A 20,617-nucleotide genomic window follows, 5' to 3' on the forward strand; every position below is an offset into this window, starting at 1 on the left:
AATATTCCACGATTTGAACAGCTTATACAAGTAACAGAATTTACAACGGAATCAACAAGTGTGCGCGGCCGCCCAATAGCGACCGCGCTTAACCATAATTATTCAACGCCGAGTTTAGATTTAACCAATTGCTGAACGGCTTGTGGGTTGGCCTTACCGCCGGTGGACTTCATCACCTGCCCAACAAACCAGCCAGCCAGTGCCGGCTTTTCTTTAACTTGCTCAACTTTTTCAGGGTTGGCAGCAATGATTTCATCGACAGCGGCTTCAATTGCGCCTGTGTCTGTGACCTGCTTCATGCCCCGCTCTTCAACGATTTTGGCAGGGTCGCCGCCTTCTTCGAAGATGATTTCGAAGAGGTCTTTTGCAATTTTACCTGAGATCGTGCCTTCCTTGATGAGATCAAGGATTGTGCCGAGCTGCTGCGGCGTAACTGTGGTTGTTACAATGTCCTGTCCGGCTTTGTTTAGCGCGCCCAGAAGATCATTGATCACCCAGTTTGCAGCCTGTTTTGTGTCGCGGCCTTCTGCCACTTTTTCAAAATAATCAGCAATCGCTTTTTCTGAAATAAGCACATTTGCATCATAGGCTGACAGGCCCGATTCGATAAAGCGCGCACGTTTTTCGTCTGGCAACTCCGGCAAATCTGCTTTCAGCGCTTCGATATAAGCATCGTCAAACTCAAGCGGCAACAAATCTGGATCTGGGAAATAGCGATAATCATGCGCTTCTTCTTTTGAGCGCATAGAGCGTGTTTCGCCCTTTACCGGATCGAACAGACGTGTTTCCTGATCAATCGATCCGCCATCTTCCAAAATGGCGATTTGGCGGCGTGCCTCATATTCAATTGCTTGGCCCATAAAGCGGATAGAGTTGACGTTTTTGATCTCGCAGCGTGTGCCGAAATCTTCGCCCGGACGGCGCACAGACACGTTCACATCTGCGCGCATGGAACCTTCATCCATATTGCCATCGCAGGTGCCAAGGTAGCGCACGATCTGGCGGATTTTCGTCACATAGGCTTTTGCTTCATCAGACGAGCGCATATCAGGTTTCGACACGATCTCCATGAGGGCGACGCCCGAACGGTTCAAATCCACATAGGACATGGTTGGATGCTGATCGTGCATTGATTTGCCCGCATCCTGCTCAAGGTGCAAACGCTCAATGCCGATTTCGACGTCTTCGAAATTACCTTTTTTGTCTGGACCGACAGAAATATGCACAACGCCTTCGCCAACGATTGGCTGCTGGAACTGTGAAATCTGATAGCCCTGCGGCAAATCTGGGTAAAAATAGTTTTTGCGGTCAAAAACCGATTTCTTGTTGATCTGTGCTTTAAGGCCAAGGCCGGTGCGCACAGCCTGCGCCACGCACTCTTCGTTGATGACTGGCAACATGCCCGGCATTGCTGCGTCAACCAATGACACATTGGCATTTGGCTCAGAACCAAACTGCGTGGAAGAACCGGAAAACAGCTTTGACTGCGATGTCACCTGCGCATGGATTTCCAAACCGATAATTAATTCCCAGTCGCCAGTGGCGCCAGGGATCAGGCGTTTTGCTTCGGTCGTGCGTGTATCTACAAGAGCGTTCATTGGTCTTCCATTTAAGCTTTGCGAAAAAGTCGCTTTTTACTCTGTGGGTTGGATAATCGAAGGGCTATGCCGATACAAGTGTTTCTATCGGTTTGTGGCTTATCTTCCATGCGAAAAGCTAGGAACGGATGATTGCGCGGCTGCTTTCCTCAATATTTTCGTTAAAATCACGCATATCCGGTATTCGGTTAAAGGCGATTTTGCCGCCCACATAGCCGCCCGGCATTTGATCAACGGGGCCAAGCGTCAGCGCCTTTGCGCCGAAGCGATCCCGCAGGGCATCCATTGTGTCGCTGGCAGCCTCCCATTTCCCATGGGTTTTAATGTCGTTTTGCGTATCAAAAAGATCCTCCATGAACCCCGCGCCGCCCTGATGTTCAGGCGCAACAAGACCGTGCAGTGTCACGCTTACCGACCTGATTTTATTAAACGGACGCTCTGCCTCAAAGCGGCGGTGCAGCGCCTGCATCGCATGCAAAAATGTTGCATCATCCCGCGCTGCCGTAAAACGTATATCAGCGGACCATTTTTGCCGCTCAAGCCCGCGCAGACCATAGCTTAAATTACACGCTCTGAAATTTTCGCGCCGTAGCCTTCGCGCAGCGCTGGTCATCAGCATTCGGGCGCAGGTGAAAGCACGCTGCGGCGAGCGCCAATCGCGCGGCAAGATACGGCCATGGCCAAACATGCGCCGCTTCGTCTCTTCGCGAATGGTTTCATAACCATGCAAGGACGCCCAGAATCGCTCGCCTTCCACATTGCCCCATATGGCACGCATATGTTTAGCGTCCAGCGCCCAAAGCTGCTTCACATCCATAATGCCTGATTGATGCAAGCGCCGCTCAATGCCCGATGAAATACCGGGCAAATCGCGCAAATCCAGTTCAAACAGACGGCCCGGCAGATCAGCCGGTTCAAACACGACAAAGCCGTTTGGCTTATTCATTTCAGCGGCGATTTTGGCAAGAAGTTCGGTGGGCGCAACGCCAATTGAACAGGGCAGCCCCTGCCCGATTTCAGCTTCAACACGCTGCTTAATGCGGGCGGCAAGTCCGGCAGCATCGCGGCTTTCAGACAGCATGAGATTGCAAACCATCTCGTCAATGGAGCGCGTTTTGCTGACAGGCACGCAGTTTTCCACCGCCGCCACAATGCGGTGATGCAGCCGCACATAAATATCGTGCCGCGCAACGACAAAGCGAATACCGGGGCACATTTCGCGCGCATCCTTCATCGACGTTCCGGTTTTAACACCAAATTTTTTGGCCTCATAGCTGGCCGCAATACAGCCTGAATAATCCGAATCGAGCGGAATTACCCCGACTGGCCGTCCGCGCAGTTCAGGGTTTAAATGCTGCTCGACGCTGGCAAAAAAACTGTCAAAGTCGATATATAATTTTTCGGCAAATTCCGGCTTACGCATCACGCACCTCACCAGAACATAATAGGAACTTTTACCTGTGCGGCGCAAGAGGGCGTGTGATTATTTTCCTAGGAAAATTCCCACAAGCGCGTCATGCTCGGGCTTGACCCGATTCCTGAATGTTTGCGGCTGCGCTGATTTCACGGAATGGATCCTAGGCTCAAGGCCTAGGATGACGGCGGTGTGTATGCGAATTAGGAAGAAGGCTGAGGCAGTAGCCTACACTACCACCACTTTGTCGCCGTAAATTTACCAGCCGCCTGTTCAATCACATGGGCCGTTTTGAACAGAGTTTCTTCATCAAACGGCTTGCCGATAAGCTGAAGGCCGAGCGGCAGACCCGTTGATGAAAGGCCTGCAGGCACCGCAATGCCCGGCAATCCGGCCATGTTCACAGTCACTGTAAACACGTCGTTCAAATACATTTTCACCGGATCGGCTTTCATGGCCTTGTCGCCAATGCCAAAGGCAGCGCTTGGTGTAGCTGGTGTCAAAATCGCGTCCACACCATCGGCAAACACGTTTTCAAAATCGCGCTTGATGAGCGTGCGCACTTTTTGCGCTTTCAAATAATAAGCATCGTAATAGCCAGCCGACAGCACATAGGTGCCGATCATAATGCGGCGTTTAACTTCCGCGCCAAATCCGGCAGCACGTGTCTGCTCATACATGTCTGTAATGTCTTTGCCCGGTACACGCAGGCCGTATTTTACGCCATCATAACGCGCAAGGTTTGACGATGCTTCGGCCGGTGCCACGATGTAATAGGCTGGCAATGCGTATTTGGTGTTAGGCAGCGAAATATTGACGATTTCTGCGCCTGCATCTTTGAGCCATTGAATGCCCTGCTCCCAAAGTGCCTGAATTTCAGGGTCGAGACCATCGACGCGGTATTCAGCTGGAATACCGATTTTCATGCCCTTCACAGAGCCGCCAAGCGCTGCTTCATAATCTGGCACAGGCAAGTCAACGCTGGTTGTGTCTTTAGCATCAACAGATGCCATGGATTTCAGCATAATTGCCGCATCGCGCACATCGCGCGTGATTGGTCCTGCCTGATCGAGCGAGGATGCAAAGGCTGCAACGCCCCAGCGTGAACAGCGGCCATAAGTCGGCTTAATACCGACGGTGCCTGTAAAGGCTGCAGGCTGGCGAATAGAGCCGCCCGTATCGGTTGCCGTTGCGCCAGCGCAAATATGTGCAGCAACTGCAGAGGCCGAACCACCTGACGAGCCACCTGGCACCAGATCAACGTCTGAGCCGTTCGCACGCCACGGGTTTTTGACCGGACCGTAATAAGATGTCTCATTGGAAGAGCCCATCGCGAACTCATCCATATTGAGTTTGCCGAGCATCACCGCGCCATCGTCCCAAAGGTTCTGCGTGACGGTTGATTCATATTTTGGCTTAAAACCATCGAGAATATGCGATGCAGCCTGTGTGTGCACATCATATGTGCCGAACAAATCCTTGATGCCGAGCGGAATACCTTCCAGCGCGCCTGCTTGGCCAGATGCATATTTTGCATCCGATGCTTTTGCCATGTCGCGGGCTTTTTCAGGTGTCAGCGCAACATAAGCATTGAGCGCGCCATTGGCGGCATCAATGGCAGAAATATAAGCATCGGTTAGTTCGACGGCTGTTATTTCTTTAGCGCGGAGTTTTTCGCGGGCTTCGGCAATCGTGAGGGCTGTCAGATCGGTCATAAATTGGTTCTTCTATGTCAAATATTTCGGTGCGGCGCAGGTCGGTTTATTCAACCACTTTGGGCACTTGGAAGAAGTTTTCGTCGCTGGCTGGCGCATTGGCAACAATGTCAGCGGCCTTGCTGCCGTCAGTGACTTCATCAATCCGCTTTTTCATATCCATTGCAACAACGGAAACCATCGGCTCCACATCGCTCACATCCACCTCATCAAGCTGTTCAACAAAGCCCAAAATGGTGTTGAGTTCGCTTTCAAGATTTTTTGCCTCATCATCTGTGACGGCAATGCGGGCAAGTTTGGCAACGCGCTTAACGGTAGCGGTATCGACGGACATTGGATTCTCCGGTGTTTTGTGTGTGCCCGCTATAGCGCTCGCAGCTTTGTGGTGCAATATGAGTTTGACCAATTCACCAAGCAGAAATGACGGAAACACTGTGAACGATCAAAAAGGCGAGATTATCGACGTTGGAACGCTAAACGCGCAATTGCCGCGTGGGGCACGTATAATTGGCCTTGATCTTGGCACCAAAACGATTGGTCTGGCGGTTTCTGATGCGAGGTTGACGCTTGCATCACCGCGCAAAGTCATCAAACGCACAAAGTTCATGGCTGATCTGGCGATCATCAAAACGCTGATAGAGGCTGAAAACATTGGCGCGGTTGTGCTGGGCCTGCCGCTTAATATGGATGGTTCTGAAGGGCCACGTGCACAAGCAACACGCGCCTTTGCGCGCAATATGATGCAACATGTGCCTTTGCCTGTCGTGCTTTGGGATGAGCGGCTATCGACGGTTGCTGCCGAACGCTCATTGCTTGAGCAGGATGTTAGCCGCGCAAAAAGGGCCGAGAGGATTGATTCCGCTGCGGCCTCATTCATTTTGCAAGGTGTGCTGGACCGGCTTTATTCAGCCGCGACGACGGACGATTCTTGATTTGCCTCATAATTATCATCTGATGATTTACGCTGCTGCCACCAAGCTTTGATTTGCTTGCGTTTGCGATAAGCAACAATCGCGCTGATGATGAATGAATCAAAGATACAGGCTTTGATAAAACCAGAAACAATTGTCTCATAATCTGTGCCTAAGAGATTCGCATAAATGCCAAAGACAAGATTGTGGATGTCACGGCTCAAAAACGAAAAACCGAAATTCATGTCGTAATAAGATAGACCAAACCACGCCCAAAAGAGCGACATCGGTATCAACCACAGACCAAGAAAATATTTCATAAGGTTTCCGTCAATTCATCGGTTGGAAGTTACGTTTTGGAACAAAGCGATTATTCCGATTTGCGGTCATATTTGCTCTCATATTTGTAGTCATGGCGAGGTTTGCATTCGGCCGCTGCATATTGCGCGCGCCAGCCAAGCCAAAGCCTTCGTTTGCAGGCACAGACATTTTGCGCCCTTCGGCCTCAATCACAAAGACACGGTGTGCGATTCCCGCCAAGATCGTGGCAAAGGATGCGATACAGACCATTGCGCTTAAAACCGCTGCACCTGTGTAAACCGCCAAAGCTAGAATGACGGCAAACACGCAAAGGCAGATGCCCATCGAAAGCATAATCACCAAATCCAGCTGATTGTTCTCTACACCGTTGGGTGCAGCGAAAATGATTGCAAGCAGCGCCCAAACAGCGGCGACCATCACGGTTAAAACGGCCGCATTGGTGAGTAATTTTGCTGTCATGGCTTGCAATTGCAAACCCGGCTCGCCGCTGAGTGTTTCATTCAGTGCTGCGATCATGCCGCCTGATCCATTTTCAAGACCAAGACCAACAATACCGAGCACGCAGAGCACTGCGAGCCAGTTCAACATTACAGCAATGGAAAAAAATCGATACATGCGGACCTCGTTGTGATGCGACTATCACAAGCAAGACCAGCGCCCGCAATATAAACCATTCATTAAGGTTAACGCGGTTGCTCAAATTGTGGATATCTCATTGCAGTGCCGTTCGATTTGCTTCAATAAAGCGACGAAAGGCTCCCACTATGCTCATCACGATTCAATCCATTCTGCCAATATTTCTTATCATCCTCGTTGGCAATTTGCTGCGCCAAGCTCCTGTTTTCACAAAAGAGTTTTGGATTGGCTTGGAACGCCTTGGGTTTTATGTGCTTTATCCTACGCTTTTATTTGTGATGATATTGGAAGCAGATTTTAGCGGGCTGTCACTTGGAAAAATTATTACTTCACTTGGATTGGCTTGGCTCACACTTTGCCTTTTAACGCTGGCTCTTTGGCCATTTGTGAAGAGAATCGGCATTGGCGGGCCGACTTTTTCGTCAATCTATCAATCAAGCGTGCGCTGGAATGGTTTTATAGCGCTTGTGGTTGCAGAAAACATGTTCCCGCCTGAAGGCGCTGCTTTGGTCGCGCTGGTGATGGCTGCGATCGTTATTCCCATCAACATTTCAACCGTTGCCGTTGTTGCTTGGTTTACCGACAGCCAGTCGGACATTCTTTCCGTATTCAAGCGCGTTGCGGTCAACCCGCTTATCATCGGCGCTGCACTTGGGCTGCTGTGCCGTTTAATTCCTGGCGGGTTGCCTGACTTCATGATGGACGGGCTTCAACTGGTTAGCCGCGCCGCGCTCGGCATGGGGCTTTTGGCAATTGGTGCTGGTCTGCGCATGAGCGATGTCTTTCGCCCCTCTGCCGCCGTTTTACTGCCTACATTTATGAAGCTCGCACTGTTTCCCGTTATCGTGCTTAGCTTTGCAATCGCATTTGGGATTACAGGCCTTGAGCTTCAATATCTTGCGCTTTGCGCGGCGGTTCCAACGGCGATGAATGGCTATGTTTTGGCACGGCAAATGGGCGGCGATGCAGAAAACTATGCCGTCACCGCGACATTGCAGACGCTGATTTCATTGTTCTCAATTCCGGCGGTGCTAACGCTTACAGCTTATGTGACTGGCGGATAAAGCGCGTCCAGTATCGTTTGATTGTCAAAGCGCTTACCAAGCATGCCGTAGCTTGCGCGCCAGTTGCCGCCTAAACGCGTATCGGCATAGGCATCCGCAAGCACGCCTGTTTCCAAGCGATAAAGTTCAGACGCTGCAGCGGCAATGGCCAATTGTTCAACCAAAATACGCGCCGCGCTTTCATCATCCTGTGCCAGATCAAAAGCTGCCCTTAAAACGCTGCTTGTATTTCTTGCTCTGTCACCAAGATTTACCTCAATGTCTTTTAAAATGACATCGAAAAGCTCCGGTGTTCGTTTGAGCACGCGGCACACTTCAAGCGCCATCATGTTGCCGGAACCTTCCAGTACCGATTGGTGCGGCGCTTCACGGTAATGACGCGGCAATACGCTGCTTTCAACATAACCATTGCCGCCCGTTGCCTCCATCGCCTCTGCAATAACGGTTGGTGCAATTTTAGATGTCAGATATTTAACAACCGGTGTCATGACATGGGCAAAAGCGCCTTCTGTGTCGTTTGACCGTGCACCATCAAATGCGCGCGCAAGGCGCATCGACAACGCTGTAGAAGCAGCAACATCAAGCGCAATATCGGTTAAAACGGCGCGCATGAGCGGTTGTTCGATGAGCAAACGTCCGCCAACTTTTCTGTGGCGCACATGATGTACCGCTTCGCTCAACGATGAATGCATGATCGCCGATGATATAAGCGCGCTATCAAGACGCATCAACGTTTGCATTTCATGGATCGCGCGGCTGCCCTCACCGTCGCGTCCAATCATTTGGGCAATGGAGCCGTTGATTTCAGCTTCTGCAGTCGCAGCAGACCTGTTGCCTAGCACATCCTTCAAACCAACAAGATTTATATGATTGTGCTCATCATCGGCTAGAAAGCGCGGCACCAAAAAACAGCTTGTGCCGTTGGGCGTCCGCGCAAGCATCAAAAAAGCATCAGCCATGGGCGATGATAAAAACCATTTATGGCCCGTTAGGCGAAACAAACCATTGCCAACGGTTTCGGCGCGTGTCGTGAGCGCTGTAAAATCTGTACCGGCCTGTTTTTCCGTTATGCCCATGCCGATTGTCAGGCAGGATTTATCCACAGGTGACTTGTGAGCGCTGTCATATTTACGCGTTGTAACGCGCGGCACCCATTCTTTGGCCAAATGCGGCGCTGTCATCAGGGCTGCAACCGCCCCATTGGTGCTGGAAAGGCTTGAAAGGTGCCCTGTATCGAGGCCTGCAAGCATGAAAAAGCGCACAGCGCGTTTCAAATGGCCATTATTATTGCCACGTGCTGCGTCTTCCCACACAGAACTACCAATGCCATAGCTCATCGAACGGCGCATAAGTGCGTGATAAGATGGATGAAATTCCACTTGATCCACCCGCCGCCCATAACGGTCATGCGCTTTTAATTGCGGCGCATTGCGGTTTGCCATTTCAGCAAGTTCTTGGGCTTCGCTCGATAATGAATATCGCCCGATCTGGTCAAAATCTTTCAATGTCTCAGCATTAGAGCTCGACGCGATCTGCAACAAAAGCGGATTGAGGCGAAATGCATTAAAACCAGACAGCGGCGGTGTCTGGTTGGTTACACGGTGATGATTTGTCGTCGCCATAATAGAAATCCGAATCGTGTTTTCTTATTCATATATCGAAATTATGGTGATGTGTTCACCTTAGAACGGTTTCCCCACCCGATAGTCCCGTAAAATTGTTCTGATGTTCTCTTTATTGCAATTGCGGACGTAAAACCGTTGTACACTTTTACTGCAATTGCTCTTATGCCTTGCAGACAGATGTTTTTGGCCCTATTGGACCACTTTAAGATGACAAATTTAGCGACCTTTCCCGTTTACCCGCATCGCCACTTGCTTGGCATAACCGGTTTGAACGTACCCGATATTGCGTGTCTGCTCGACCGCGCCGATGAAGCCGTAGCTCTTTCGCGTCAGCGCGAAAAGAAAAAGTCGGTTTTCAGAGGACTGACGCAGATCAATCTTTTCTTTGAAGCATCCACACGGACCCAAGCCTCATTTGAGCTTGCGGGCAAACGTCTTGGTGCTGATGTGATGAACATGTCTGTTGCCTCCTCATCGGTCAAAAAGGGTGAAACCTTAATTGACACGGCGATGACGCTGAACGCGATGCGGCCTGACATTCTGGTCATTCGCCATCAAGCGGCAGGCGCTGCAGCATTGCTATCGCAAAAAGTCGGATGCGCCGTTATCAATGCCGGTGATGGTGCCCATGAGCATCCAACACAAGCATTGCTTGATGCGCTCACCATTCGCCGCGCCAAGGGGCGTTTTGATGGGCTAACCGTTGCGATTTGCGGCGATGTTCTTCACAGCCGTGTGGCACGCTCTAACATTATATTGCTTAATACGATGGGCGCGCGGGTGCGTGTTGTCGGACCATCTACCCTCATGCCAAATGGTATTGAGCATATGGGCGTTGATGTTCACACCAGCATGGCAACTGGCCTTAAAGATGCTGACGTTGTGATGATGCTTCGTTTGCAGCGCGAACGTATGGCCGGTGCCTTTGTGCCTTCTATACGCGAATATTTCCGCCATTTTGGCCTTGATGCCGAAAAGCTCAGCTATGCCAAGCCTGATGCAATGGTTATGCACCCCGGCCCTATGAACCGCGGCGTTGAAATAGCCTCTGAAATTGCGGACGGTCCGCAATCTGTCATCGAAGAACAAGTCGAAATGGGGGTCGCGGTGCGTATGGCTGTCATGGAAGCGCTGCTTGATCCGGCAAAGAATATTGGCGGTGCGGCATGAGCGTGACACTTTCCACAGGCACACAAGTCTATAATAATGCACGCATCGTTGATCCATCGCGCGGCATTGATGAACTGGGCACATTAATCGTTGAAGATGGTGTGATCGTTGCATCTGGCTCTGATGCCAATAATCAAGGAACGCCTGAAGGCGCTGAAGTTCATGATTTGCGCGGCATGACGCTTATTCCAGGCTTGGTTGATATGCGGGTGCATATTGGTGAGCCTGGCGGCGAACACCGCGAAACCATAGCATCGGCCTCTGAAGCTGCTGCCGCTGGCGGTGTCACATCGCTGGTCATGATGCCGGATACAAATCCCATTATCGACGATGTTCAATTGGTTGAATTTATCCGCCGCACGGCTTCCGAGACGGCAATCACACGCATATTGCCGTCAGCCGCCATCACCAAAGGGCTTAATGGCGTTGAAATGACTGAAATGGGCATATTGCGCAATGCAGGCGCGATCATGTTTACCGATGGTCGTCAAACAATTGCCAATGCCGCTATTATGCGCCGCGCGATGACCTATGCGCGTGATTTTGGCGCGTTGATTTCGCACACAACACAAGATGCAGACCTTGCTGGCAACGGCGTGATGAATGAGGGATTATTTGCCTCATGGCTTGGCCTTTCAGGCATGCCGCGCGAAGCCGAGCTTTTGCCGCTTGAGCGCGATTTGCGATTGGCAAGGCTTACGGGCTGCGCTTATCATGCAGCTAAAATTTCCTGCGCGATGAGCGCTGATGCGATGCGCGCCGCAAAAGCCGAAGGGCTGAATGTGACCGCTGGCATTTCCATCAATCATCTGGCGCTTAACGAAAACGATATTGGCGAATACCGCACATTCTTCAAATTGTCGCCGCCGCTGCGTTCAGAAGATGATCGCCAAGCAATGATTAATGCGCTGGCTGATGGTACAATTGATGTGATCGTATCAGACCATGACCCGCAAGATGTGGACACCAAGCGCCTGCCCTTTGCAGAAGCAGCAGATGGTGCTGTTGGGCTTGAAAGCCTGCTTGCAGCGGGGCTTCGCCTCGTCAATGCGCAGCAGATCTCATTGCCCGTCTTAATCGGTGCCATGTCAACCAATCCAGCCAAAAGGCTTGGCATTGAAGCTGGCACGCTTGGCAAAGGCGCGGCCGCTGATTTTGCAATCATTGATCTTGATGAGCCTTGGCTTCTCAAGACTACCGATCTTAAGTCCAAATCAAAAAACACCGCTTTTGAAGATGCACGCCTAACGGGGCGCGTTCAGAAAACATTTGTTGCAGGTACTTGCGTTTATAGCATTTGAGCTTTTCAATACGGCGTTAAATAAGAATGGATCCCGTCGATACATTTTTTGAAATTACTCCGTCAGATTGGATGACAATGTTTGAAATCTTCGTAGCACTTATCGGCGGTTATCTGCTCGGCTCAATTCCATTTGGCCTATTGCTCACACGTGCCGCTGGCATGGGTGATGTGCGCGCTATTGGCTCTGGCAATATTGGCGCAACAAATGTGCTGCGCATGGGCAATAAAAAAATAGCTGCCGCAACGCTTCTGCTTGATGCATTAAAAGGCACATTTGCAGTTGTTTTGGCCAACCAACTGTTTGGTATGGACGCAGCAATGGCCGCAGCTTTTGGTGCCTTTATGGGGCATTTATATCCCGTGTGGCTAAAATTCAAAGGCGGCAAAGGTGTTGCAACTTTTGCAGGCATTTCGCTTGGCTTCTCATGGCATGTGCTGGCACCTTTCGCGATCATTTGGCTTTTGACAGCTTTTATCTCGCGCTATTCTTCTCTTGCGGCGCTCCTTGGCTCTGTTGCTGCAACCGCTGGCCTGTTCTGGGTCGAGCGCTATTCGCTTGGCTATTTATTCGTGGTTTTGACCGTGATTGTATTCTTTAAACATCGCGAGAATATTTCTAGACTGCTGAAAGGCACAGAAAGCAAAATCGGCAAAAAGGGATAAAATTTGAACCAGCCGACCCATAGCGACATTACGCCTGCACAGTTCGAACTCTCTGATCGGCAGCGGCTTTCATGGCTGAGGCTTTATCGGTCTGAAAATGTGGGTCCGGCAACATTCCGCGACCTGATTAATCATTGTGGTTCTGCCAGTGCGGCCCTTGAAATGCTGCCAGAAATGGCCTCACGCTCTGGCGGCAAGCGTTCTATTCGTATTGCCAGTCTTGATGATGTGGAGCGCGAACTAGAAGCCACTACGAAGTTCGGTGCGCGTATCATCGGGCTTGGCGAACCAGATTATCCTTATTTATTGCGCTACACAGAACTTGCTCCACCGCTTATCACCGTCATGGGTAATAGCAGTGCTCTGAATAGGCCTTCCATCTCTATTGTTGGGTCACGCAACGCTTCAATGGTTGGCATCAAAATGGCGCAGCAATTGGCAGGCGCGCTGAGTGAAGCTGGTCATGTGATTGTCTCTGGCCTTGCGCGCGGTATTGATCGTGCAGCGCATGAGGCATCACTGGAATATGGCACAGTTGCCGCTATGGCCGGCGGCATAGACCAGCCCTACCCGCCAGAAAACATTGCTTTGTTAAAAGACATCATCGCTTCTGGTGTGGGATGTGCCATTACAGATAAACCCTTTGGCTGGGAGCCACGCGCACGCGATTTTCCGCGCCGCAACCGTGTCATCGCTGCATTATCGATGGGGTTGATTGTTATAGAGGCGGCGCAAAGATCAGGATCTCTCATCTCTGCGCGTCTTGCCAATGAATTGGGGCGCACTGTGTTTGCAGTTCCAGGCTCACCGCTTGATCCACGCTCTCAAGGGACAAATAAGCTCATCCGTGAAGGTGCAACGCTTATTACATCTGCTGATGATGTGCTGGAGTCATTAAAGCCTGTCAGCGAGGCGCGCCAACATGCTGTTCAAAATCAGTTAGGACTTTTTGAAAAAGAAGAGTTCATGACCCTGCCGCCCAGCGATGATGCCCGCACAACCATTATGTCGCTTCTTAGCCCGTCTCCAACCGGTATTGATGATATTATCGCCCATAGCGGGTTTGCGCCTGCGCAAGTTGCACTCATTATATTGGAACTGGATTTAGCAGGCCAGATCGAGCGCCATTCAGCCAATAGAGTTTCCTTGCTTGGGACTGGCGATCGCTGACGGTTTGATTTCAACGGGCCGCTGTCCGTGCACAATATCATTGCTCTCTATATATGCCATCTCGATCATATAAGTGAGCATTTCACACCGTTCAGCTTGTGCAAGAGCACGCAACTCTCCCAAAAGCGCGTGAATATAACGAATGCGTTCCATTCGTGCTGTGTTAAGCTTATCTATCATATTGCATCAAGTCCGTTGTGCACCCTGCTCATCATGACCTCACGTCATGCGCGGCATAGTATATCGTTAAGGTTGTATTTCAATCTCATCTTTAGACATTTTTACAACCTATAAGGGTAAACGCAGAGAGGAATAATTTCTCAATCTTGCAAATTATGCTGTTTGGGCTTGACCAAAGCCCCTTGCGAAGCCATGTGCTGTCCAGTTATTTGATTGGTGCCCTAGGGCCCAAAACCTCAGGATATGTAATCATTATGGAAGTAGTAGTTGTTGAGTCACCCGCAAAAGCCAAGACAATCAACAAGTATCTAGGCCCGAATTATAAGGTGTTTGCATCCTTTGGTCATGTGCGTGACCTGCCGCCAAAAGACGGCTCTGTGTTGCCAGATGAAGACTTTGCAATGTCATGGCAGGTGGATACCGCATCCAATAAGCGCCTTAAAGAAATTGCTGATGCCGTAAAAACGGCCGATGGCCTTATTCTCGCGACCGACCCTGACCGTGAAGGTGAAGCCATTTCATGGCATGTGCTGGAAGTTCTGGCAAAAAAGAAAGTCCTGAAAGACAAACCAATTAGCCGCGTCGTCTTCAATGCGATTACGAAAAAAGCCGTTACGGACGCGATGGCGAACCCACGCGAGATCGATCAGCCGCTGGTTGACGCTTATTTGGCGCGCCGCGCATTGGACTATCTGGTAGGCTTTAATCTTTCGCCCGTTTTGTGGCGCAAATTGCCAGGTGCACGTTCTGCTGGACGTGTGCAATCGGTGACATTACGTCTTGTCACAGACCGCGAATCTGAGATCGAGCGCTTCAAGCCAGAAGAATATTGGAGTGTCATTGCACATCTGAAATCTGAGCAAGGTGCAAGTTTTGAAGCGCAGCTCAACACGATTGATGGCAAGAAAACCAACAAAATGACGCTCGCCAATGGCGAGGAAGCTGGTTCAATTAAGACAGCGCTTGAAGCTGCAAGCTTTGCGGTCACATCGGTTGAAGCAAAGCCTGTACGCCGCAATCCGCCGCCGCCTTTTACAACATCGAGCCTCCAACAGGCAGCCTCTGCCAAGCTTGGCTTTGCCCCTGCCCGTACAATGCAAATCGCGCAAAAGCTTTATGAGGGCATTGATGTGGGCGGTGAGACAACAGGTCTCATCACCTATATGCGTACAGATGGTGTGCAGATGGCACCAGAAGCGATTAGCAGTTCACGCGATGCGATCGGTCAGCGCTTTGGCGCAAACTTTGTGCCCGACAAGCCGCGTCATTACGAAACAAAAGCGAAAAACGCACAAGAAGCGCACGAAGCCATTCGTCCAACAGACTTTATGCGTGCGCCTGATGAGGTCAAATCAAAGCTCAATGACGAACAATACAAGCTTTATGATCTGATTTGGAAACGTTCTATCGCATCGCAGATGGAATCTGCGCAAATGGAGCGCACGACCGCTGAAATCGAAGCAAAAGGCGAAGGCCGCACGATTGGTCTTCGCGCCTCTGGCACCGTGGTCAAGTTTGAAGGCTTTTTGGCTGCGTACACAGAACACCAAGACGATCAGAAAAAAGATGATGATGACAGCGACGACGATAAACGTCTGCCGGAATTAAAATCTGGCGAAACATGCCAAAAAGAGAAAATAGACGCCGAGCAGCACCATACAACACCGCCGCCGCGCTACTCAGAAGCATCGCTTATCAAGAAAATGGAAGAACTCGGCATTGGCCGCCCTTCTACCTATTCAGCGACACTTTCAACGCTGCGCGACCGTGAATATGTGCGCCTTGAAAAACGTGCGCTTGTGCCCGAGGCAAAAGGCCGTTTGGTAACAGCGTTTCTGCAAGACTTCTTTGAACGTTATGTGGAGTTTGATTTCACCGCATCGCTGGAAGAAAAACTCGACAAGATTTCAGATGGCTCATTGCAGTGGAAAGACGTGCTGCGCCAATTCTGGGATGAGTTTTCTGCACAAATTGACAGCACAAAAGAACTGCGCATTACCAATGTTCTTGATGCGCTGAATGAGCGCCTTGAACCGCTTGTATTTCCGGTGCGTGAAGATGGTTCAGACCCACGCATTTGCCCGAAATGCGGCGAAGGTAATTTGAGCCTGAAACTGGGCAAGTTTGGCTCTTTTGTTGGCTGTTCAAACTATCCAGAGTGTAATTTCACCCGCCAGCTTGGCCAAGAAGGTGAAGGCAGCGCCGATGCGCTTGCCGATGGTCCAAAGGAATTGGGCGCAGATCCATTTACCGAGGAAATGATTACGCTTCGCACAGGGCGCTTTGGCCCTTATGTGCAGCGCGGCGAAGGCAAAGAAGCCAAACGTGCAGGCATTCCAAAAGGTTGGGATGTTGCAGAAATTGACCATGAAAAGGCATTGGCACTGCTTGCATTGCCACGTGATGTCGGCGAGCACCCTGAAACCGGCAAAATGATTTCAGCCGGACTTGGCCGCTATGGTCCGTTTGTTTTGCATGATGGCAAATACGCCAATTTGGAAAGCGCAGAAGAAGTATTCTCTATCGGTCTTAACCGCGCTGTATCCGTTATCGCTGATAAGGCGGCCAACCCTGGCCGTGGCCGTGCGGCTCCTGCAAAAGCGCTTAAAGAACTTGGCGAACATCCTGAAGTTGGCGGACCTATCTCTGTGAAAGACGGCCGCTATGGCCCTTATGTCAATCATGGAAAAATCAACGCGACAATTCCTAAGGGTACTGACCCGCAAAGCATTGATTTGGAAACAGCGGTTCGTATGATTGCGGAACGCGCTGAAAAAGCTGGCAAAAAAGTTGGCGGTGCAGCGACGAAAAAGAAAGCTGCACCAAAGAAAAAGCCAGCGGCCAAAAAGAAGGCACCCGCTAAGAAACCCGCTGCAAAAAAGCCTGCTGCTAAAAAAACAGCCGCCAAAACAGCTGATGAAGCATAATGGCTGAAACCCGCGCACAAAGACGGGCAAAGCTTGAGGCTAGAAAACAGGCACGCGCAGGTACTGAAACCTCGCGTGCCAAAGGCCGAAGCAAAACAACAAGTGGCGCTGCTGGCAAAAGCAGTATGAAAATGCCATCGCGCGATGCGCTTTTGGCTTTTATACGCGACAATCCTGACCGCGCCACCAAGCGCGATATTGCCAAAGCCTTCAATTTGAAAGGCGATGATCGCATCGCGCTCAAGCACTTCCTCAAAGAACTGGAAGAAAATGGTGCGTTTGAAAAACGCGGCAAACGCTTTGCAGAACCGGGCGCGCTGAACGGCACAACTGTTTTAGAAATTGTCTCGCGCGATAAAGATGGCGGCCTCATCGCCAAGCCACAAGATTGGGACGAAGCTGCAATGGGCGAACGCCCAAGCGTGTTTGTTTCAACACCGCATAATCCGCGTGCAAAAGTCATCATACCGGGCGTTGGAGAACGTATTCTTGCCCGTGTTGGCCGCAATGGCGACGGTGAATATACCGCACGTGTTATCAAACGCCTTGAACGTCCTAAAGCTGCAACGCTCGGCATCGTGCGCAAACTCAAAGATGGTAGCTGGCGCTTAGTGCCGATTGAACGCAAAGAGAGCGAACTTGATATTCAGCCTAATAATTTGGGCGATGCGCAAGACGGTGATCTGGTTGAAATCAGCACTGTTAAGACAGGTCGCTACGGATTGGCTTCGGCCAAGGTTTTGAATGTAATCGGTTCACTGTCTTCTGAAAAAGCAGTGTCTATGATTGCGATCCATGCGCAAGGCATACCGCATATTTTCCCCGATGCTGTCTTGGATGAAGCCGAAGCAGCCCTGCCGCCAAAGATTGCCGCCCCGCGCGAAGACTGGCGCGATGTGCCTCTCATCACGATCGATCCTGCCGATGCTAAAGACCATGATGATGCTGTTTATGCGCAAGCAGACCCTGACCATGAAGGCGGGTTTATTCTTTATGTGGCGATTGCCGATGTTGCCTATTTTGTGCGGCCGGGCTCACATATGGACCGCGAAGCTTTAAAGCGCGGCAACTCGGTTTATTTTCCTGACCGCGTTGTTCCAATGCTGCCTGAACGCATTTCAAATGATTTGTGCTCTCTGCGCGGCGGTGTGGACCGCCCTGCTCTTGCCGTTAAAATGTGGTTTGACGCTAAAGGCGAAAAAACCAAGCACACATTCCACCGCATCATGATGATGAGCCATGCCAAGGTTTCTTATCAGCAAGCACAGGCAGCAATTGACGGCGCAACAAATGAAGACACTGCGCCAATTATGGACAGTATTCTAAAGCCATTATGGGATTGTTATGCCTGCATGACGATTGGCCGCAAAAAGCGTGGCCCGTTAGAGCTTGATTTGCCCGAACGCAAAATCCTGCTGAAAGAAGACGGCACTGTCGACAAGGTTGTTGTTCCTGCACGTCTTGATGCGCATAAGCTGATCGAAGAATGCATGATCCAAGCCAATGTGGCAGCGGCAGAAACTTTAGAGCAAAATGAGCAAGTGCTTGTTTATCGCACCCATGATGCACCATCGCTTTCCAAGCAAGAATCGCTCCGCGAATTCCTGAAAACATTGGATATTCCGCTGGCGCATGGCGCGGCCCTCAAACCGCAAGCTTTCAACGGTATTCTTGAACGTGTCAAAGGCACAGATCAGGCTGATCTGGTAAACTCCGTTGTCTTGCGCAGCCAAAGCCAAGCTGAATATACGCCTGAGAACTATGGTCATTTCGGGCTAAATTTACGCCGCTACGCGCATTTTACATCGCCGATACGCCGTTATGCCGATTTGATTGTCCACCGCGCTCTGATCAAGGCTCTGGCGCTTGGTGATGGCAAAGATGCTTTGCCTGACATGGAAATGGATGATTTACGCGAGATTGCGACCAGCATTAGCCAAGCTGAACGCCGCGCAGTGCAGGCAGAACGCTCCACCATTGACCGGTTGATTGCCCAACATCTTGAAGATTGCATCGGTGATACTTTTGACGGCCGCGTTGCGGGCATGGCGAGCTCCGGCCTATTTGTCACACTCAATGTGACTGGCGCGGACGGTTTCGTTCCCATATCTAAGCTTGGTGATGACTATTATCATTTCGATGAAACCGCTCACGCCATGATTGGCGAAAAGTCTGGTCTTGGTTATCGTTTGGGTGACAGCGTCGAAGTGAAGGTCGTAGAAGTACAACCAATGGCTGGCGCCATGCGTTTTGAGATGATGTCTGAGCCTCGTGACTTGGGCATGGGAACACGTTCATTCCACAAAGCGCGGCGCAATAAATCAGCCAATAAGCCGTTTGGCAAAAGGTCCAAACGCGGCAAAAGATAGGAAAGCGAATGACCGAAGTTCAGGTTTTTGGCAATCACCCTGCTCAGGAAAAGCGCGCATTATGGCCAGCATTGAAAAATGGCATGCGCTGCAAATGCCCCAATTGCGGTCAAGGCAAGCTTTTTGGCAGCTTTGCCAAATCAGTGGATGTTTGCGAAAATTGCGGTGAGGAAATCTTTCATCACCGTGCGGATGATCTACCTGCCTATCTTAATCTTTTTATCGTCGGCCATATCGTTGTTGGTGCCTATTTATTGTTTGACCGCATTACGGATTTATCCGCATGGACAGAGGTTGTTCTTTGGACAATTATTGCGGTTATCATGACAATTATTATGATGCAGCCGGTTAAAGGCTTTGTCATTGCTCTTCAATGGGCCAACCGTATGCACGGTTTTGGCGGTGAAGGCGAAGATGGCACGTTAGACACGAATATAGACCCGACACATTATGGCTAAGAATACCGCACCTGACTTTGGCAATGGCCCTGCGCCTAAGCGCTATGCGAACACACGTCCAAAGCCTGCGGCTTCTCTGGTCCTTGTCGATAACTCCGGCTCATCTCCGCGCTTCCTGATGGGGCGGCGGTCTATGAAACATGTTTTCATGCCCGGTTTCTTTGTCTTTCCAGGCGGACGCTTTGAGCGCTCTGACAATTCTATTAAAGCTGGCCTGCCAAGTGAAGATGAGACGCTCATTCATGCGCAGGCGGCCAAAACGCCCAGCGCTGGCGCGCTGCTTGCCTGTGCCTTGCGTGAAACGCATGAGGAAACAGGCATAGAGCTGGAAAACGATGCGCTGAATGCGCGTTATCTTGCCCGTGCGATCACGCCGCCGGGACAAGTTCGCCGCTATGACACGCGCTTTTTTATCGGCCTGTGTGATTCGAGCGCATTGTCCCCGACCAGTTCCACTGATGATGAATTATCCAGCATTGCATGGATCGGTATGGATGAAATGCCCGAGGGGCGAATCCACCGCATCACTGAACTTGTTTTAAAGTCATCTTTAGAGCGCCTTGAGAGAGATCCTGCTCTATCTAAGACTGTGAAAACACCGACCTTCCGCTTTCGACACGGAAAACCCGTCATCGAGTACGACTAGCTTTTTACCTAATGTGGACGCAAAACTGCTGCGCGTTCCGCGGGAAAACCATTCACTGGATGGTTTTCTCGTCCGCTCAACTGCTGCGATCTCTCTGTTTGCCGCAATCGCGGACGCAAAACCGCTACACACTTTTGCTGCGATTGCTTTAACACTTGACATTGAGCGAGGGATAAGTAGGTTCGCACCAAATCTGGAGACGCGCCAACAGCGTGTGCCAGTCTTTTTTATTGAAAATATCAGGTGTTTCATCATGGCAAAAGCCACAACAATTAAAGTAAAAATGCTTTCCACTGAAGGCACTGGCTTTTTCTACACAGCCAAGAAAAACAGCCGTACAATGACCGAGAAAATGGTCATGCGTAAATATGATCCGGTTGTACGCAAACATGTTGAATTCAAAGAAGCTAAAATCAAGTAATCTTCTTTATATTTCAGTTTAAAAAG

Annotated in this window: 18 protein-coding genes; 11 read left to right on the top strand and 7 right to left on the bottom strand. The window is 50.5% G+C overall.

Annotated elements, in window-relative coordinates:
* Positions 1-98: 98 nt before the first annotated feature.
* The 4 genes from gatB to gatC form a co-directional block, all read right to left on the bottom strand.
* A complete protein-coding gene (gatB, locus tag N530_RS0104775; protein WP_026479777.1) occupies positions 99-1,598 on the bottom strand; it encodes an Asp-tRNA(Asn)/Glu-tRNA(Gln) amidotransferase subunit GatB in 1,500 nt (499 codons plus the stop codon).
* A 118-nt stretch (positions 1,599-1,716) separates the two neighbouring features.
* Positions 1,717-3,021, bottom strand: coding sequence for a type VI secretion protein ImpB (locus N530_RS0104780; RefSeq protein WP_026479778.1), 1,305 nt, complete (start codon positions 3,019-3,021; stop codon positions 1,717-1,719).
* Between the two features lie 224 nt (positions 3,022-3,245).
* Positions 3,246-4,727: an Asp-tRNA(Asn)/Glu-tRNA(Gln) amidotransferase subunit GatA gene (gene gatA / locus N530_RS0104785; RefSeq protein WP_026479779.1), complete on the bottom strand. Its 1,482-nt coding sequence runs from the start codon at positions 4,725-4,727 to the stop codon at positions 3,246-3,248.
* Between the two features lie 46 nt (positions 4,728-4,773).
* Entirely contained in the window at positions 4,774-5,061 is a 288-nt protein-coding gene (gene gatC, locus N530_RS0104790) for an Asp-tRNA(Asn)/Glu-tRNA(Gln) amidotransferase subunit GatC (RefSeq protein ID WP_018687693.1), read from the bottom strand.
* Positions 5,062-5,125: 64 nt separating this feature from the next.
* On the opposite strand from gatC, the gene ruvX reads away from it, so the two are divergent.
* Positions 5,126-5,659 (top strand): Holliday junction resolvase RuvX, encoded by a 534-nt coding sequence (ruvX, locus tag N530_RS0104795; RefSeq protein WP_026479780.1) that lies wholly within the window; start codon positions 5,126-5,128, stop codon positions 5,657-5,659.
* Here ruvX and N530_RS0104800 read toward each other — a convergent pair.
* Both N530_RS0104800 and N530_RS0104805 read right to left on the bottom strand, forming a co-directional pair.
* On the bottom strand, positions 5,629-5,958 hold the full coding sequence (locus N530_RS0104800) for a DUF6105 family protein (RefSeq protein ID WP_026479781.1): 330 nt from the start codon (positions 5,956-5,958) through the stop codon (positions 5,629-5,631). The genes ruvX and N530_RS0104800 overlap by 31 nt on opposite strands.
* Before the next feature lie 10 nt (positions 5,959-5,968).
* Entirely contained in the window at positions 5,969-6,574 is a 606-nt protein-coding gene (locus N530_RS0104805) for a hypothetical protein (protein ID WP_026479782.1), read from the bottom strand.
* A 149-nt stretch (positions 6,575-6,723) separates the two neighbouring features.
* Between N530_RS0104805 and N530_RS0104810 the strand changes: the two genes are divergently transcribed.
* Complete coding sequence (locus tag N530_RS0104810; RefSeq protein WP_026479783.1) at positions 6,724-7,659, top strand: AEC family transporter; 936 nt, start codon at positions 6,724-6,726, stop codon at positions 7,657-7,659.
* On the opposite strand, the gene N530_RS0104815 is transcribed toward N530_RS0104810, so the two are convergent.
* A complete protein-coding gene (locus tag N530_RS0104815) occupies positions 7,641-9,281 on the bottom strand; it encodes an acyl-CoA dehydrogenase family protein (protein WP_026479784.1) in 1,641 nt (546 codons plus the stop codon). The two genes, N530_RS0104810 and N530_RS0104815, sit on opposite strands and share 19 nt — an antisense overlap.
* Before the next feature lie 210 nt (positions 9,282-9,491).
* Here N530_RS0104815 and N530_RS0104820 point away from each other — a divergent pair, with 210 nt between their 5' ends.
* The 9 genes from N530_RS0104820 to rpmG all read left to right on the top strand — a co-directional run bounded on the left by N530_RS0104820 (position 9,492) and on the right by rpmG (position 20,591).
* Positions 9,492-10,454 carry an aspartate carbamoyltransferase catalytic subunit gene (locus N530_RS0104820; RefSeq protein WP_026479785.1) on the top strand — a complete coding sequence of 321 codons (963 nt, stop codon included), beginning with the start codon at positions 9,492-9,494 and terminating at the stop codon, positions 10,452-10,454.
* Positions 10,451-11,755, top strand: a complete 1,305-nt coding sequence (locus tag N530_RS0104825; protein WP_026479786.1) for a dihydroorotase — start codon at positions 10,451-10,453, stop codon at positions 11,753-11,755. Before N530_RS0104820 ends, N530_RS0104825 begins: the two co-directional genes overlap by 4 nt.
* 71 nt (positions 11,756-11,826) lie before the next feature.
* The gene (gene plsY, locus N530_RS0104830; protein ID WP_026479787.1) at positions 11,827-12,420 is read left to right on the top strand and encodes a glycerol-3-phosphate 1-O-acyltransferase PlsY; all 594 of its coding nucleotides are present in this window, start codon (positions 11,827-11,829) and stop codon (positions 12,418-12,420) included.
* Positions 12,421-12,423: 3 nt separating this feature from the next.
* The gene (gene dprA / locus N530_RS0104835) at positions 12,424-13,590 is read left to right on the top strand and encodes a DNA-processing protein DprA (protein WP_081773890.1); all 1,167 of its coding nucleotides are present in this window, start codon (positions 12,424-12,426) and stop codon (positions 13,588-13,590) included.
* Positions 13,591-14,024: 434 nt separating this feature from the next.
* Complete coding sequence (topA, locus tag N530_RS0104840; protein WP_026479789.1) at positions 14,025-16,697, top strand: type I DNA topoisomerase; 2,673 nt, start codon at positions 14,025-14,027, stop codon at positions 16,695-16,697.
* Positions 16,697-19,066, top strand: coding sequence for a ribonuclease R (gene rnr, locus N530_RS0104845; protein WP_026479790.1), 2,370 nt, complete (start codon positions 16,697-16,699; stop codon positions 19,064-19,066). The genes topA and rnr overlap by 1 nt, the downstream gene beginning before the upstream one ends.
* Positions 19,067-19,074: 8 nt before the next feature.
* Positions 19,075-19,524: a DUF983 domain-containing protein gene (locus tag N530_RS17440; protein ID WP_035266410.1), complete on the top strand. Its 450-nt coding sequence runs from the start codon at positions 19,075-19,077 to the stop codon at positions 19,522-19,524.
* Positions 19,517-20,170, top strand: a complete 654-nt coding sequence (locus N530_RS17445) for an NUDIX hydrolase (RefSeq protein WP_018687680.1) — start codon at positions 19,517-19,519, stop codon at positions 20,168-20,170. Before N530_RS17440 ends, N530_RS17445 begins: the two co-directional genes overlap by 8 nt.
* A gap of 253 nt (positions 20,171-20,423) precedes the next feature.
* Entirely contained in the window at positions 20,424-20,591 is a 168-nt protein-coding gene (gene rpmG / locus N530_RS0104860; protein WP_018687678.1) for a 50S ribosomal protein L33, read from the top strand.
* Positions 20,592-20,617 lie beyond the last annotated feature (26 nt).

The sequence above is a fragment of the Ahrensia sp. 13_GOM-1096m genome (assembly GCF_000620605.1).
GTDB lineage: Bacteria > Pseudomonadota > Alphaproteobacteria > Rhizobiales > Rhizobiaceae > Ahrensia > Ahrensia kielensis.